The sequence below is a fragment of the Microbispora hainanensis genome, from assembly GCF_006874475.1.
In the GTDB taxonomy this organism is placed as follows: domain Bacteria; phylum Actinomycetota; class Actinomycetes; order Streptosporangiales; family Streptosporangiaceae; genus Microbispora; species Microbispora hainanensis.
The window spans coordinates 66,162-81,475 of sequence record NZ_VIRM01000021.1; the positions used below are offsets into that span (position 1 = coordinate 66,162).

The window sequence follows — 15,314 nt, forward strand, 5'->3', positions numbered from 1 at the left end:
CCTCTGACGGCTCAGCTGACGGGATAGGAAGGCGAAAGCGACCGATGGCAGCAGGCGACACCCAGATCACGATCGTCGGCAATCTTGTCGACGACCCGGAGCTGCGCTTCACCCCGACGGGGCAGGCCGTGGCCCGGTTCCGCATCGCGTCCACTCCGCGGTTCCTCGACAGGCAGACCAACGAGTGGAAAGACGGCGAGGGCCTGTTCCTCACCTGCAACGTCTGGCGGCAGGCGGCGGAGAACGTCGCCGAGAGCCTCCAGCGCGGCATGCGGGTGATCGTTCAGGGACGGCTGCGCCAACGGTCGTACGAGACCAAGGAAGGCGAGAAGCGCACGGTCTACGAGGTCGAGGTCGACGAGGTCGGCCCCTCGCTGCGCAACGCCACGGCGAAGGTCAACAAGACCTCGCGCCAGGGCGGTGGCGGTGGCGGTGGCGGCGGCTTCGGCGGACCGGCCAACGACCCGTGGGCGACCGCGGCGCCCGCTCCGCAGGGGGGCTACGGCTCCGGCGGTGGCGGCGGCTTCGGCGGCGGCCCGCAGGGCGGCGGCGGCGGCTTCGGCGGCGACTTCAGCGACGAGCCGCCCTTCTAGGTCACCGGGGCCTTCCGGTCCCAACCACCGTAAACACAACCGAGCGACCATTCCCGCTTCATGCGGGGCTCTGAGAGGAGCACCACGATGGCGAAGCCGGCAGTGCGCAAGCCCAAGAAGAAGGTTTGCCTCTTCTGCCACGACAAGATCTCCTACGTCGACTACAAGGACACGGGGCTGCTGCGGAAGTTCATCTCCGACCGCGGCAAGATCCGTGCCCGCCGGGTGACGGGCAACTGCACCCAGCACCAGCGCGACGTGGCGACCGCTATCAAGAACGCTCGTGAGATGGCCCTGCTGCCGTACACGAGCACCGCGCGCTGAGAAAGGAGACTCAGGACAAATGAAGCTCATCCTCACCACTGAGGTCTCCGGCCTCGGCGCTCCCGGCGACATCGTCGAGGTCAAGGACGGCTACGGCCGCAACTACCTCATTCCGCGTGGCTTCGCCATCCGCTGGACCCGCGGCGCCGAGTCGCAGGTCGCCTCGCTGAAGAAGGCGCGTGCCTCCCGCGAGATCCGCGACCTGGGCTCCGCCAAGGAGGTCGCCGGCCAGCTCGGCGCCCTCAAGGTGCGCCTCACGACCCGCGCGGGCGAGTCGGGCCGGCTGTTCGGCTCGGTCACGACCGGCGACATCGCCGACGCCGTCAAGGCCGCCGGCGGTCCGCAGCTCGACCGCCGCCGCATCGAGATCGGCAACGCGATCAAGAGCGTCGGCACCCACAAGGTGAGCGTCCGGCTTCACCCGGAGGTCGCCGCCACCCTCGACGTCGAGGTGGTCGCGGGCTGACACCCTTCGCAGTTCCGTCGAGGGCCCTTCTCCGTACGCCGGAGAGGGGCCCTTCGCGGTTCTCCGAGCCGTCCGGTGCGGAGTGATTCCCCTCAGGTCAACAAGGGTTATACGGAACGCTAGTATCTTGCCGTCCGATTTAGCGGATTTCGTGGAAACACCCCTTGATGGAGGCTGCGATGCGCCGTCCCTCACTCCTGCTGGCGTCCGGCGCCCTCGTGCTGGCGGCCGCCGCCTGCGCTCCGGCGGACGACACCTCCACCACCGCGAGCGCCGCCGCGAGCCCGGCCGGCTCCGCCGCCGCCGACGCGTGCGCGAAGGAGAGCCTGAAGCTCACCACCCCCGGCAAGCTCACGATCGGCACCGACAAGCCGGCGTACGAGCCGTGGTTCAAGGACGACAACCCCTCCAACGGGCAGGGGTTCGAGAGCGCGGTCGCCTACGCCGTGGCCGAGAAGATGGGCTTCACCAAGGACGAGGTCGCCTGGGCGGTCGTGCCGTTCGACTCGTCGTTCGCCCCGGGGCCCAAGCAGTTCGACTTCGACGTCAACCAGATCTCGATCACCCCGAGCCGGGCCAAGGCCGTCGACTTCAGCCAGGGCTACTACACGGTCAAGCAGGGCGTCGTGGCCCTCGACGGCACGAAGTTCGCCTCCGCCACCAGCCTCGCCGAGCTCAAGGACGCCAAGATCGGCGTACAGGCGGGCACCACCGCGCTGGAGGCGGTGCGGTCGGTCATCCAGCCCTCCAAGGACCCGAGCGTGTTCAACCAGCAGGTCGACGCGGTCAACGCGCTGAAGAACAAGCAGATCGACGCCATCGTCGTCGACCTGCCGACCGCCTTCTATGTCACCGCCGCCCAGGTGGAGGGCTCGAAGATCGTCGGTCAGTTCGACGCGAACGCCGGGGAGCCCGAGGAGTTCGGCCTGCTGTTCCAGAAGGGCAACCCGCTGGTGAGCTGCGTCGACAAGGCGCTCGGCGAGCTGAAGTCGTCGGGTGAGCTCGCGCAGATCGAGAGCCAGTGGCTGACCGCGGCCGCGGGCGCGCCGGAGCTCAAGTGACCGACGGGCAATCCGCGGCGGGGGCTTCCGAGGACACGAAGCCGCCCGCCTGGGTGAAGAGCGAGCGCCAGCTCCGCCGGGAGGCGGAGCTGCGCGGCCGGGCGCGGCGGTCCGTCTCCGTCGCGACCGCGTCCACGATCGTCGTGGTGGTCGCCCTGGTCGTCGGGATCACCTCGTCGCCGGGGTGGCCGCGGGTGCGGGAGACCTTCCTCAGCCCCGAGGCGTTCGTCGCCGCGCTGCCCGACGTGCTGCGCGGCTTCGTGCTCAACATCGAGATGTTCCTCATCGCCGAGGTGTTCATCCTGGTGGTGGGCCTCCTCGTCGCCGTCGTACGCGGCCTGCGCTCACCGGTGTTCTTCCCGCTGCGCGCCCTGGCCGTGCTCTATACGGACGTCTTCCGCGGCATTCCGACGATCCTGCTCATCTACCTGGTGGGGTTCGGCATCCCGGCACTCCAGTTGCAGGGCACGCCGAGCGACCCGGTCACGCTCGGCATCATCGCACTGGTGCTGTCCTACGGCGCGTACGTCGCGGAGGTGTTCCGGGCGGGGATCGAGTCGGTGCACCCGAGCCAGCGGGCGGCGGCGCGGTCGCTGGCCCTGAGCCACGGTCAGACCATGCGTCACGTGGTGCTGCCGCAGGCCGTCCGCAGGGTGATCCCGCCGCTGCTCAACGACTTCGTCTCGCTGCAGAAGGACACCGCGCTGGTCTCCGTGCTCGGCCCGCTGGAGGCGCTGCGCCAGGCCCAGATCCACGTCGCATCCTCCTTCAACTACACGCCCTACCTGGTCGCCGCGCTGCTCTTCATCGCGCTGACGGTGCCGATGGCGCGGTTCACCGACCATCTCGCCGCGCGGGCCGCCCGGCGCCGTACGGGAGGCGGCACGGCATGAGCCTGCTGAAGATCGAAGACGTCTGGAAGCACTACCACGGGCTGAGCGTGCTGCGCGGGATCGACCTGGAGGTCGCGCCGCACGAGGTGGTCTGCCTGATCGGGGCGTCCGGCTCGGGCAAGTCGACGCTGCTGCGCTGCGTCAACCTGCTGGAGACGATCGACGACGGCGCGATCCACCTGGACGGCACGGAGATCACCGACGTGCGGGCCGACCCCGACGACGTGCGCCGCCGCATCGGCATGGTGTTCCAGGCGTACAACCTGTTCCCGCACATGACCGTGCTCGACAACATCACGCTCGCGCCCCGCAAGGTCCACGGCGTGCGGCCCGAGGAGGCCGAGGCGCGGGCGCGCGAGCTGCTCGACCGGTTCGGGCTGGCCGGCAAGGCGGGGGAGTATCCCGACCGGCTGTCCGGCGGCCAGCAGCAGCGGGTCGCGGTCATCCGCGCGGTCGCGACCGACCCTCGCCTGCTGCTGCTCGACGAGGTCACCTCCGCGCTGGACCCCACGCTGGTCACCGAGGTGCTCGGCGTGATCCGCGAGCTCAAGGAGACCGGGATGACGATGATCCTGGCCACCCATGAGATGGGCTTCGCCCGCGACATCGCCGACACCGTGTGCTTCCTCGAAGGCGGCGTGCTGCTGGAGAGCGGCCCGCCCGAGCAGATCTTCAGCGCACCCGAGCATCCGCGCACGCAGGCGTTCCTCCAGCGCGTGCTGGAGGCCCGCCGCATGTGAGTCAGGCGGCCGTCCGCGAGGCGCCCGTGACCATCCAGGCGCTGCCGTACGCGCGGAGGGCCAGCGTGACGAGCCGGGCGGCCATCCAGACGCCGAGCGCGAGCCAGAGGGCGACCAGGGTGCCCGCGACGGCGGCGAACGGCAGGTAGGCCAGCGTCGTCCACAGCCCCGCCCAGGCGAGGTAGCGCTGGTCGCCGGCCCCGATGAGCACCCCATCGAGCACGAACACGACGCCCGCGACCGGCTGCAGGAGCGCGACCGGCCACAGTACGGCGAGCAGTTCGGCGGCCGCCTGGCCGTGCGCGTCGAACAGGGCGGGCACCAGCGGGCGCGCCAGCAGGACGGCCGCGCAGAACACGACACCGCATCCGATGCCCCACATCACCATGCGCCTGGTCGCCTCGCGGGCGCCCGTGGTGTCGCCCGCGCCCAGCGCGCGGCCCGTGATGGCCTGCCCCGCGATCGCGATGGCGTCGAGGGCGAAGGCGAGGAAGGTCCAAATGCGGGCGGCGATCGTGTGCGTGCCGATCTGGTCGTCGCCCATCCGGGTGGCGATCGAGGTGGCGACGAGCAGCACGGCCTGCAGGCATGCCGTACGGACGACAAGGGCGAACCCGGCGGCGCCGGCGGCCCGCACACCGGCGAGGTCGGGCAGCAGCGAGGCGCCGTGCGCGCGGGCGGTCCGCACGACCAGAGCGAGGTAGGTCGCGGCGGCCAGAGACTGCGCGACGACGGTGCCCCAGGCCGATCCGGCGATCCCCCAGCCGAGGCCGAGCACGAACCAGATGTTGAGCAGCCCGTTCAGCCCGAACGACGCGACGGACACGGCCAGCGGGGTGCGGGTGTCCTGCAGCCCGCGCAGGACGCCGGTGCCGGCGAGGACCAGCAGCATGCCGGGGATGCCGAGGAGGCTGATGCGCAGATAGGTGACGGCCTGCGTGGCGAGCTGGCCGGTCGCTCCGAACAGGTGTACGATAAATGGAGCAAGAGGCCAGCACGCCACACTGACGGCCAGTCCGATGATCGCGGCCAGCCACAGGCCGTCCATCCCCTGGCGCATCGCCTGCCTGACGTCCCCCGCCCCCAGCCTCCGCGCGACCGCGGCGGTGGTGGCGTATGCGAGGAACACGCACAGTCCGACGAGGGCCGACAGAGCCGCGCTGGCCACGCCGAGAGCGCCGAGCGCTGGATCGGGGAGGTGGCCGACGATGACGGAGTCGGTGAGCAGGAAGAGCGGCTCGGCCACCAGGGCCCCGAATGCCGGGATCGCGAGCCTGAGGATCTCCCTGTCGTGGGCACGGCCGTGTCCCGCCCCGGAGGTAAGTGGCATAAGCCTATTTTGGGGCTTACTGAGCCATGCTCGATCGGTATCGAGATTCTCCGGCCACTTTCTTTCCTCCACAGGCCGTGGATATCGAAATCCCAGGTGGCAGCGGCCTTCGCCGACGTGGTCACCGCACTGTCCACAGGGTCGTCCCCAGGGTTTTCACATGTCGGGGGAGCGGACTGCACACGTTGTCCACAGGGTTGTCCACTGGTCAAGTTGCCGCCTGACCCCGGGGTTGGGGAGACTTGCGCACCGGGCTGGGGTTGCTGTGACCGCTGGGCAGGGGGTGTGAGGGTGAGCGTGCTCGACTTCCCGGGGGGACCGGGAGGCTCCGATTCGACGTTCGAGCGGACGCCGCCACACAACATCGAGGCCGAGCAGTCGGTGCTGGGCGGCATGCTGCTGTCCAAGGACGCCATCGCCGACGTCATCGAGGTGCTGCGCGCCGACGACTTCTACCGGCCGGCCCACCAGATCGTCTTCGAAGTGATCACCGATCTGTACGGCCGGGGCGAGCCCGCCGACTCGGTGACCGTCTTCGACGAGTTGCAGAAGCGCGGCGAGGTCGCCCGGGTCGGCGGCGGCGCCTACCTCCACACGCTGACCGCGATCGTGCCCACCGCCGCCAACGCCGGCTACTACGCCAAGATCGTCCGCGAGCAGGCCGTGCTGCGCCGCCTCATCGAGGCCGGCACCCGCATCGTCTCCTACGGCTACGGCGGCCAGGGCGAGGAGGTCGACGACCTGGTCGACCGCGCGCAGGCCGAGATCTACAAGGTCACCGAGCGCCGCACCTCCGAGGACTACCTCCCGCTGGCGGAGATCATGCCGTCGGCGCTGGACGAGATCGAGGCCATCGGCAGCCGCGGCGGCCAGATGGTCGGCGTCCCGACCGGTTTCCAGGATCTCGACGCCCTGACCAACGGCCTCCACCCCGGCCAGATGATCGTCGTGGCCGCCCGTCCGGCGATTGGCAAGGCGCTGGCCCTCGACACACCACTGCCCACGCCCGATGGGTGGACCACGATGGGCGAGGTGAAGGTCGGTGACCATCTCATCGGCGCCGACGGACGTCCGACTCGCGTCGTGGCCGCCACGGACGTCATGGTGGACAGGCCCTGCTACGAGGTCGAGTTCAGCGACGGCACGGTCATCGTGGCCGATGCCCAGCACCAGTGGCGTACGAGCACGCGGGCCGGCCGCCGGCAGCGCTCGGAGAGCAGAACGAGCTATTACTGGTCCTCCGCCGAGCTGCGGAAGGTAGAGGACGCCTACGCGGCGGCGCTGACGCTTCCCGACGAGCTCATCACCCATCGGGAGGCGCTGGCCGTCGTAGGCTCGCGGTTCCATAACGTGCTGCACACGGTGGAGCGCGCGGTCGGATCGGCGGGGAAGGCGCCCCGCCCGCTGAGCGGCCCGGCCCGCAGCCATGTCTGGAACACGCCCGTGTACTCGCGCAGGCGGCTCTTCGAAAGCCTGAACGAGCACGTGCGCAGGCCGAAGAACGCGGCCACGACCGCCGTCCACGGCGACGTCGTGACCACCGAGCAGATCGCCGCCACTTTGCGCTGCGCCTCGTCGGACAACCGCCCGAACCACGCGGTGGCCGTCGCGGAGGCGTTCGACCTGCCCGAGCGTGAGCTGCCCCTCTCGCCGTACGCTCTGGGCGTCTGGCTCGGGGACGGCCACAGCGACAGCGCGAGGATCACGACCGTCGAGCCTGAGATCGTCGCGCAGCTCGAGTCCGAGGGCCTGCGGGTCGTCCGGCTGGGCACGGGCATCGCCTACGCGCTGAAGCTTCCCGCTCCGGAGCCGTCGCCGGAGCGTGACTGCGTTGTCTGTGGAAAACCGTTCGTTCCCAGGACCTCCCAGGTGCGCACGTGCGGGCGGTCCTGCGGGGGCGGGGCGCGGTTCGTCTCGGAGCCGGTCTCCGCTCCAGCCTGCGGCGACTGCGGCGAGCCGTCCTCGGGGGGCAGGCGGTGTCAGAAGTGTCACGACGACCACGGCAGCGTGCAGGCGATCCTGCGGGGCCTCGGCGTGCTCGGTGACAAGCACATCCCCCGGTCGTACCTTCGCGCGTCGCAGCGCCAGCGGCGGGATCTTCTGGCCGGACTCCTGGACACCGACGGCTACGTGAACCGCAACGGGCAGGTGCAGCTCGCTCTCACGAACCGCAGGCTCGCCGAAGACGCGCTCGAACTCGTGCTCAGCCTGGGCCACAAGGCCACGATGAGGACGAAGACCGTCAAGGGCAGGACCGCGGAGTCGTCCACCTGCTACATGATCAACTTTACTCCGGTGGAGAAGGCCTTCCGGCTCGCGCGGAAGGCCGACAGGCAGGTGACGAAGGCGCATCCCACCACGCGGGTGCGTTACATCGTGGACGTCCGCCCGGTGTCTTCCGTCCCGGTGAGGTGTGTGGAGGTCGACAACGCCGACCACATGTATCTGGCCGGCAGGTCATGCATCCCCACGCACAACTCGACCCTGGGGTTGGATTTCGCCCGATCTGCGGCGATTAAGCATGGGATGACCACGGTCATCTTCTCGCTGGAGATGTCGCGCAACGAGATCACCATGCGTCTGCTGTCCGCCGAGGCGCGGGTGGCGCTGCACACGATGCGCTCGGGCATGATGAGCGACGACGACTGGACGCGGATGGCCCGCCGGATGGGCGAGGTCGCCGAGGCGCCGCTGTTCATCGACGACTCCCCGAACATGTCCATGATGGAGATCCGGGCCAAGTGCCGCCGCCTGAAGCAGCGCCACGACCTGCGCTTCGTGATCGTCGACTATCTCCAGCTCATGAGCTCGCCCAAGAAGACCGAGAGCCGCCAGCAGGAGGTCTCGGAGCTGTCCCGTGCGCTGAAGCTGCTGGCCAAGGAGCTGGAGGTGCCGGTCATCGCGATCTCCCAGCTCAACCGTGGCCCCGAGCAGCGTACGGACAAGCGCCCACAAGTGTCGGACCTGCGCGAATCGGGCTCTATCGAGCAAGATGCCGACATGGTCATCCTGCTGCACCGGGAGGACGCGTACGAGCGGGAGTCGCCGCGCGCGGGCGAGGCGGACCTGATCGTGGCCAAGCACCGAAACGGCCCCACGGCCACGGTGACGGTGGCCTTCCAGGGGCACTACAGCCGCTTCGTGGACATGGCCACGCACTAGCTTCCCCACGCTGTGCGCGCCCCTGGGCATGTGGGGCGACGGCTCCGGCTGCGGGCATCTTCCCCTCCCACAGGGTGAGGATGAAGACCGCCTCGACGGTGAACGAACGGTGGGTGGGCTCCGGTATCCGCGGGTGGGAGCCGGAGTGCACCCACCCAGCCGGGCCCGCGGAAGTCCTTACTCGGCCCCGGCCTGCCCGGCCTTTTCGGGCTCCAGTGCGGCAACCCGCGCGGCGGCCCATTCGGCCCACTCGCGCTGCGCGGCGGTCAGGCGCAGGCCCCACTCGAGCGCGATGTCGCCGTACAGCCGCAGCGCGTCGCCGCCCTGGCCGATGACGAACTCGCGGATGCCGAGGAGCTGGTCGTGCTCGTGGACGGCCCGCTCGGCCAGCCGTTCCAGGTAGCCGCGGGCGGCGTCGGCGCCGACCTGATCGAGGAAGAAGACCCGCAGCAGCATGTCGCTGCGCCGGGTCATGGTGGGCGGCACGTCGACCAGCCAGTGGCGCAGCTCGGCCTGGCCCTCCTCGGTGATCTCGTATTCCTTGCGCCCGCGCGGGCCCTCCGCCGCGACCCGCACCAGCCCTTCCTTGGCCAGCCGGCCGAGCTCGGCGTAGAGCTGGCTCTGGGTGGCGGGCCAGACGTTCTCCAGCGACAGTTCGAAGGTCTTCAGCAGGTCGTAGCCGCTGGCGGGCCCGGCCGACAGGAGGCCGAGCATGGCATGACGAAGGCTCATGGATCCGATCGTACATTCCTGTGTTGACATGTCGATAATGGAAGTTCTACTTTCGACATGTCACTAATGGAACGTCGAACCGAAGGAACCCCCGGTGCTCCGTTACGTCCTCACCTTCCTTCCGTGGATCGCCTTCGCCGTCCTCAGCACGAACGGCGAGGCCAGGTTCGGAGCCACGGCCGCGCTCCTCGTCTCGCTCGTGCTGCTCGCCGTCGACCGCAGGGCCGGGCGCGGCTGGGACGAGCTGGTCATCGAGCTCAGCTCGGGGGTGTTCTTCGCCGGTCTGACGCTCGCCGCGTTCACGATCACGCCGGCGCCCTTCGGCGAGTTTGGCCCGGCCGTCTCGGTGGCCTGGCTGGCGCTCACCGCCTGGGGGTCGCTGGCGATCCGCAAGCCGTTCACGCTGGGCATCGCCCGCCGGACGACCCCGGCCGAGGTGCAGGCGACCCCGCTGTTCTACCGGGTCAACGCCGTCATCACCGCCGTCTGGGCGGTGGGCTTCACCCTCAACGCCGTCGGCCTCGCCCTGCTGCTCGCGTTCGCCCCGCACGCCACCGCCGCGATCATCGCCGTGAAGGTGTGCGGCTTCGCGCTCCCCGCCCTGTTCACCATCCGCTACCCCCAGATCGTCCGCGCCCGCTACGCCGCCTGATCGGAGCCTCCGCCATGACCACGCAGCCGACGACCACGACACCGACGACCACAGAGCCGACGACCACGGAGCCGACGACGACACCGGCGACCTCGCAGCCGACCGCCTCCTATCTGACCGGCCGCCTCGCCCCCGTCCCGGACGAGATCGACGCGATCGACCTGCCCGTCGAGGGCACGCTGCCGCCCGAGCTCACCGGCCGCTACTTCCGCAACGGCCCCAACCCCCGCCCTGGGGAGGACGGCGGGCACTGGTTCGTCGGCCACGGCATGATCCACGGCATCCGGCTGCGCGACGGGCGAGCGGAGTGGTACCGCAACCGCTGGGTCCGCACCACGCGCTTCGCCGGCGCGCCGTACGTGCACGAGCGCGGGGTGGACCTCGCGGCCGTGCCCGCCAACACCCACGTGATCCGGCACGCCGACAGGATCCTCGCGCTCGTGGAGAACGGCCTGCCGTACGAGATGACGCCCGAGCTCGACACGGTCGGCCCCTGCGACTTCGGCGGGCGGCTGGCCACCGCGATGACCGCGCACCCGAAGGAGGACCCGATCACCGGGGAGCTGCACTTCTTCGGGTATGGCTGGGCCAAGCCCTACCTCACCTATCACCGGCTGTCGGCCGGCGGCGAGCTGGTGGAGAGCCGGCCGGTGGACGTGCCGGGGCCCACCATGGCCCACGACTTCGCGATCACCCGGCACCACGTGGTGTGGCTCGACCTGCCGGTCGTCTTCGACTTCGACCTGGTGGGCCGCGGTATGCCCTACCGGTGGGACGACGCGTACGGCGCGCGGCTGGGCGTGATGAGCCGCGCCACCGGCGACGTGCGGTGGTTCGACATCGACCCCTGCTACGTCTTCCATGTGGGCAACGCGAGCGAGGACGAGCACGGGCGCGTCGTCGTCGACGCGGTGCGCTACTCGCCGGGGGCGTTCTGCGGCTTCTGGCCCACCATCGGCGGCGTGGCCAACCCGGCCGCCCACACCGGGGGCGCGGCCCTGCATCGCTGGACGCTCGACCCCGCCACCGGCGTCGCGCGTGACGAGCAGCTCGACGACCTGGACGTCGAGTTTCCCACGATCAACGAGACGCGCACCGGCCTGACCAGCCGTTATGTCTACGCGGTCGGCAAGGACGCGATCGTGAAGTACGACACCGCGAACGGCACGAGCCGGGCCCACCAGACGGGCGAGCGCTCGCCGGGCGAGGCCGTGTTCGTCCCCGCGCCGGACGCCGGGGCCGAGGACGAGGGCTGGCTGCTGTCGATCGCGACCACCGAGCACGGCGCCGAGCTGCTGGTGCTCGACGCGTCGGACCTGGCCAGGGTGGCGTCCGTACGGCTGCCGCGCCGGGTGCCTGCCGGGTTCCACGGCTCGTGGATCCCCGACGAGGCTCCCGGCGCCTGACAGGTCAGGGCCCAGGTATTCAGGGCACGGGTATTCAAGGCCCAGGTATTCAAGGCCCAGGTATTCAGGGCACGCGTTTTAAAGCACAGGGCGGTAGTGGGTGGTGATCCGGCCGTCGTCCAGCACGTGGAGGGCGATGGCCGGCGGCAGGTCGTAGTCGAGCGTGGGGCGCCCCGATGCCTCGGACGGCAGCAGCGCGGTGCTCACCACTCCCGGCGCGACCAGCAACGGCAGCCCGGCGAACGTCGTCGCCGCGGCCGTGTGGGCGTGCCCGGCCAGCACCGCGACGACGTGCGGGTGGCGGCCCAGGACCTCCGCCAGCCCCTCCGGCCGTCCGAGCCGGATGCCGTCCACGTACGGGATGCCGAGCGGAACGGCCGGGTGGTGCATGCCGACGAGGGCGGGGACGCCGGGTGTGGCGGCGAGTACGGAGTCGAGCCAGGCCAGGGTGTCGTCGTCCAGTGCGCCCTCGGGGCGGCCGGGGATGCTGGAGTCGCACAGCGCGATCGTCGCGTGGCCGAGGTTGAGGGCCTGGTTGACCGGGTGGTCGCCGTCCTGCTCCAGCAGGACCTTGCGGAGGTCGCCCCGCGCGTCGTGGTTGCCCGGGCACAGCACGAGCGGCACGTCGTCGCCCGCGATCAGCTCGCGGACCGTCTCGTACTCCTCCGCGGTGCCGTGGTCCGCGAGGTCACCGGTGAGCACGATCGCGTCGGGCCGCAGCGACCGCGCGTAGGCGAGCGCGCGGGCGGCACGCGAGGTGTTGCGCTCGCTTCCGTCGATGTGGATGTCACTGACGTGCGCCAGCACGAGCATGTGATACCTCCCGGGCGTAATGGGAGCTCCAGCTTCTCACGCAAGGATCGTGTGAGGCGCTCGCGACCGCGACGTACACCGAGTCGCTGGAGTCGTTCACGAACCCCGCGTAGACCGCCCGGATAGCCGTTCGGCGAGGATGCGGGCCCTGGCGAGCTGCACCTTCCGCGCCTGGCCCGCCGCGAAGCCGATCACGAGCCACGGCGCGCTCAGGTCGAGCCGGTCGTCCATGCGCGTGCCGCCGTCCTCCGGCGACAGGTCGAAGCGGTAGCCCATCCGCACGCCGCCGGGGCTGTCCACCTGTCCCCGTACGGAAAGTCTCTCGGCCGTGCGCTCGGTCAGCAGCGTGACGGCGATGGGGTTGTCGTATTTCAGGCCGAGGAAGCGGAACCGTTCGACCGAGGTGTAACGCACCACCCCCGGCTCCGACCGGTCGACGTCGCGTACGGCCACCACGAGCGGCGACAGGCCGATGTAACTCTCGGGCGTCGTGAGGTGCTCGAAGACCTCCTCCGGCGCGGCGTCCACGTGGAACGTGTTGGTCAGCACCCGTGCGGGCACTCCGGTCTCCTCACCCTGGATCTTGGTTGAGGGAATTGTGGCAGGACCGTATCGCCGCACGGACGCCGGACGATATCCGGACGATCACGAAGAGGCGCCGCGGAGGAACGCCGCCGTCGCGGGGTCGGCCGGATAGAACGACTCGATGGCCAGCTCGGAGACCGTGATGTCGAGCGGGGTGCCGAAGGTCGCCACGATGCTGAAGAAGGACAGCTCCCGCCCGGCCCGCCGCACCCGGAGCGGCACGAGGATGTCTCCTGGGCCGGGCAGCTCCACCTCGGGTTCGGGCTGGTCGCAGGGGTATTCGCGCAGCTCCGCGTACAGCTCGGCGAGCTGCGGGTCGGCGGTGAGCGTGATCTGCCGCCGCAGCCGGCCGAGCAGGTGCGCCCGCCATTCGCCCAGGTTGACGATGTGCGGGGCGAGCCCCTCGGGGTGCAGGCTGCCCCGCAGCACGTTGCCCAGCAGGTCGGGGTCGATCCCCTCCGCGAGCAGCCCGATGCCGTCGTTGGCGTCGACGAGGTTCCAGAGCCGGTCCACCACCACGGCCGGGAAGGGATCGTGGGCCGACAGCAGCCGCCGGATCGCGTCGTACACCGCCGCCATCTGCGGCGAGGCGAGCGGCGACTCGCCATAGACGGGGGCGTACCCCGCGGCCAGCAGCAGGTGGTTGCGCTCGCGGAGCGGAAGGTCGAGATGCTCGGAGAGGTGGAGCACCATGTCGCGGCTCGGCGTGGCCCGGCCGGTCTCCAGGAAGCTGATGTGCCGCGTGGAGATCTCGGCGCGGTTGGACAGGTCCAGCTGGCTCATCCGCCGGTGCTCGCGCCACTGGCGCAGGAGCTCCCCGAACGACCGCTGATAGGGCGTTGCGACGGTCACGCCCTGGACGCTATCCGGTCGCCGATCGGCCCGGCGATTACCTCCGAGGTAGGCGCCGGGCCGTACGGGCCGCATGGGCTACTCCCAGCGGAACAGCCGGGCCGCGGCGAGACCGGCGGCCAGTGCCCAGCCCGCCAGTACGGCGAGGTGGAGCGGCTGGGGGGTGTGCCCGCCCAGGGTGTCCATCAGCCCCTGCCCGAAGGCGCCCGTGGGGGTGAAGTCGCTGATCCGGCGCAGGACCTCGGGCATCAGCGGCCGGGGCAGCCACATCCCGGCGAGGAACAGCAGGGGGAACATGAGGGCCGCGCCCACGCCCTGGACGACCCGTGAGCTCGGCGCGACGGCGGCCAGCAGCAGCCCGATGGCGAGGACGGTGAGCGTGCCGAGGACGAAGACCCCCGCGAACGCCCAGGGCGAGCCCGGCGTCGGCACCCCGAGGACCAGGTGACCCAGCACCAGCGTCAGCGTGGTGGCGACCACGGACACGACCACGTTGATCAGCAGTTGGGCCGACAGCAGCGCGCCCGGCCGCACCGGCGTGGTGGACAGCCGCCGCAGCACGCCGCGCTCCCGGTAGAGCACCAGGCCGGCCGGCAGCACGCTGAGCCCGAGCGTCACGACCGACAGCAGCACCATCATCGCCGTGAAGGGCGCGTCCACCAGCCGCTGCCCGCCCAGCGACGGATCCGCCTCGCGGAAGGCGGGGATCGTCGTGCCCAGCGCCAGCAGCAGTCCCACCGGCAGGACGATCGCGAAGAACACCGCCATCGGCTCGCGGAGGAAGAGCCGGGCCTCCACGGCCGCGAGCTTTCCGAATGCTTTCGTCATGACTCCTCCTTGCCGGTCAGAACGAGGAACGCGTCGTCGAGGGTGGTGCGCTCCATGCGCAGGCCACGCGTACGGGACGGGGGCAGCACAGCGGCGACGGCGCTCAGCAGCTCGCCGGTGCCGGTGACGGTGACCTCCGGGCCGTTCCCGACGTCGGCGACGGTGACGGACGCCACCTCGGGCAGCGCCCGCAGGTCGTCCACGGGGTCGTCGGTGTGGAAGACAAGGCGCTGCTCGCCGCCGGCGCGGGCGACCAGCCCTTCGGGGGTGTCCACCGCGCGCACCCGTCCCCGGGAGATGACCGCGACCCGGTCGCACAGGCGCTCCACCTCCTCCATGAAGTGGGTCACCAGCAGGATGGTGACGCCGCGTTCCCTGATCCGGGCGATCAGGTCCCACGTCTCGCGGCGGGCGCGCGGGTCGAGGCCGGTGGTGAGCTCGTCGAGTATCGCGATGCGCGGGCTCCCGACCAGTGCGAGCGCGACCGAGAGCCGCTGGCGCTGCCCGCCCGACAGCTTCCCGAAGGGCGCGCGGAGGTCGAGACCGGCCTCCTCGGCCAGGGCCCGCCAGTCGGCCGGCCGGGAGTAGAACGAGGCGTAGAGCGCCAGCGCCTCCCCGACCCGGATCTTGTCGGGCAGCGAGCACTCCTGGAGCTGCACGCCGACCTGTTCCTTCAGGTCCGCGTCCACGGTGACCGTGCCCGCAGTGGGGGTGCGCAGCCCGGCGACGCATTCGACCGTCGTCGTCTTGCCCGCCCCGTTGCGGCCCACGATGCCGAAGACCTCGCCCTCCTTCACGGAGAACGACACGTCCTCGACCGCGACCCGCGTCCCGTACGTCTTGCGGAGGTGATCCACGGTGATGATTGCCATGGCCA

General features: G+C 70.6%; 16 protein-coding genes. 9 read left to right on the forward strand and 7 right to left on the reverse strand.

From position 1 onward, the window contains the following. The first annotated feature begins 44 nt into the window (after window positions 1–44). From FLX08_RS18520 to FLX08_RS18545, 6 genes are all read left to right on the forward strand, one after another. Window positions 45–593, forward strand: coding sequence for a single-stranded DNA-binding protein (locus FLX08_RS18520; RefSeq protein WP_142620128.1), 549 nt, complete (start codon window positions 45–47; stop codon window positions 591–593). A gap of 87 nt (window positions 594–680) precedes the next feature. Continuing rightward, a complete protein-coding gene (gene rpsR, locus FLX08_RS18525; RefSeq protein ID WP_076439843.1) occupies window positions 681–917 on the forward strand; it encodes a 30S ribosomal protein S18 in 237 nt (78 codons plus the stop codon). Between the two features lie 19 nt (window positions 918–936). Then, entirely contained in the window at window positions 937–1,383 is a 447-nt protein-coding gene (rplI, locus tag FLX08_RS18530) for a 50S ribosomal protein L9 (RefSeq protein ID WP_142620129.1), read from the forward strand. A 179-nt stretch (window positions 1,384–1,562) separates the two neighbouring features. After that, window positions 1,563–2,444 (forward strand): ABC transporter substrate-binding protein, encoded by an 882-nt coding sequence (locus tag FLX08_RS18535; protein WP_142620130.1) that lies wholly within the window; start codon window positions 1,563–1,565, stop codon window positions 2,442–2,444. Continuing rightward, complete coding sequence (locus FLX08_RS18540) at window positions 2,441–3,337, forward strand: amino acid ABC transporter permease (protein WP_142620131.1); 897 nt, start codon at window positions 2,441–2,443, stop codon at window positions 3,335–3,337. The genes FLX08_RS18535 and FLX08_RS18540 overlap by 4 nt, the downstream gene beginning before the upstream one ends. Continuing rightward, on the forward strand, window positions 3,334–4,077 hold the full coding sequence (locus FLX08_RS18545; protein ID WP_142620132.1) for an amino acid ABC transporter ATP-binding protein: 744 nt from the start codon (window positions 3,334–3,336) through the stop codon (window positions 4,075–4,077). Before FLX08_RS18540 ends, FLX08_RS18545 begins: the two co-directional genes overlap by 4 nt. Window position 4,078: 1 nt before the next feature. Here the strand turns inward: FLX08_RS18545 and FLX08_RS18550 are convergent, their stop codons facing one another. Beyond that, window positions 4,079–5,407, reverse strand: coding sequence for an MATE family efflux transporter (locus FLX08_RS18550; protein ID WP_142620133.1), 1,329 nt, complete (start codon window positions 5,405–5,407; stop codon window positions 4,079–4,081). Between the two features lie 291 nt (window positions 5,408–5,698). On the opposite strand from FLX08_RS18550, the gene dnaB reads away from it, so the two are divergent. Further along, the gene (gene dnaB / locus FLX08_RS18555; protein ID WP_280117116.1) at window positions 5,699–8,569 is read left to right on the forward strand and encodes a replicative DNA helicase; all 2,871 of its coding nucleotides are present in this window, start codon (window positions 5,699–5,701) and stop codon (window positions 8,567–8,569) included. Between the two features lie 177 nt (window positions 8,570–8,746). Here the strand turns inward: dnaB and FLX08_RS18560 are convergent, their stop codons facing one another. Continuing rightward, complete coding sequence (locus FLX08_RS18560; protein WP_142620134.1) at window positions 8,747–9,301, reverse strand: PadR family transcriptional regulator; 555 nt, start codon at window positions 9,299–9,301, stop codon at window positions 8,747–8,749. A gap of 94 nt (window positions 9,302–9,395) precedes the next feature. Between FLX08_RS18560 and FLX08_RS18565 the strand changes: the two genes are divergently transcribed. Together FLX08_RS18565 and FLX08_RS18570 are read left to right on the forward strand one after the other, a co-directional pair. After that, window positions 9,396–9,953, forward strand: coding sequence for a hypothetical protein (locus FLX08_RS18565; RefSeq protein WP_142620135.1), 558 nt, complete (start codon window positions 9,396–9,398; stop codon window positions 9,951–9,953). A gap of 14 nt (window positions 9,954–9,967) precedes the next feature. After that, window positions 9,968–11,359 carry a carotenoid oxygenase family protein gene (locus FLX08_RS18570; protein ID WP_142620136.1) on the forward strand — a complete coding sequence of 464 codons (1,392 nt, stop codon included), beginning with the start codon at window positions 9,968–9,970 and terminating at the stop codon, window positions 11,357–11,359. A 78-nt stretch (window positions 11,360–11,437) separates the two neighbouring features. On the opposite strand, the gene FLX08_RS18575 is transcribed toward FLX08_RS18570, so the two are convergent. From FLX08_RS18575 to FLX08_RS18595, 5 genes are all read right to left on the reverse strand, one after another. After that, complete coding sequence (locus FLX08_RS18575) at window positions 11,438–12,172, reverse strand: metallophosphoesterase (protein ID WP_142620137.1); 735 nt, start codon at window positions 12,170–12,172, stop codon at window positions 11,438–11,440. 96 nt (window positions 12,173–12,268) lie between these two features. Continuing rightward, complete coding sequence (locus FLX08_RS18580) at window positions 12,269–12,733, reverse strand: SRPBCC family protein (protein WP_142620138.1); 465 nt, start codon at window positions 12,731–12,733, stop codon at window positions 12,269–12,271. Between the two features lie 84 nt (window positions 12,734–12,817). Further along, window positions 12,818–13,609 (reverse strand): helix-turn-helix domain-containing protein, encoded by a 792-nt coding sequence (locus tag FLX08_RS18585; RefSeq protein WP_244312733.1) that lies wholly within the window; start codon window positions 13,607–13,609, stop codon window positions 12,818–12,820. 78 nt (window positions 13,610–13,687) lie between these two features. Then, a complete protein-coding gene (locus FLX08_RS18590; protein ID WP_142620140.1) occupies window positions 13,688–14,437 on the reverse strand; it encodes an ABC transporter permease in 750 nt (249 codons plus the stop codon). Continuing rightward, window positions 14,434–15,309 (reverse strand): ABC transporter ATP-binding protein, encoded by an 876-nt coding sequence (locus tag FLX08_RS18595; protein WP_142620141.1) that lies wholly within the window; start codon window positions 15,307–15,309, stop codon window positions 14,434–14,436. Before FLX08_RS18595 ends, FLX08_RS18590 begins: the two co-directional genes overlap by 4 nt. Between the last annotated feature and the right edge of the window lie 5 nt (window positions 15,310–15,314).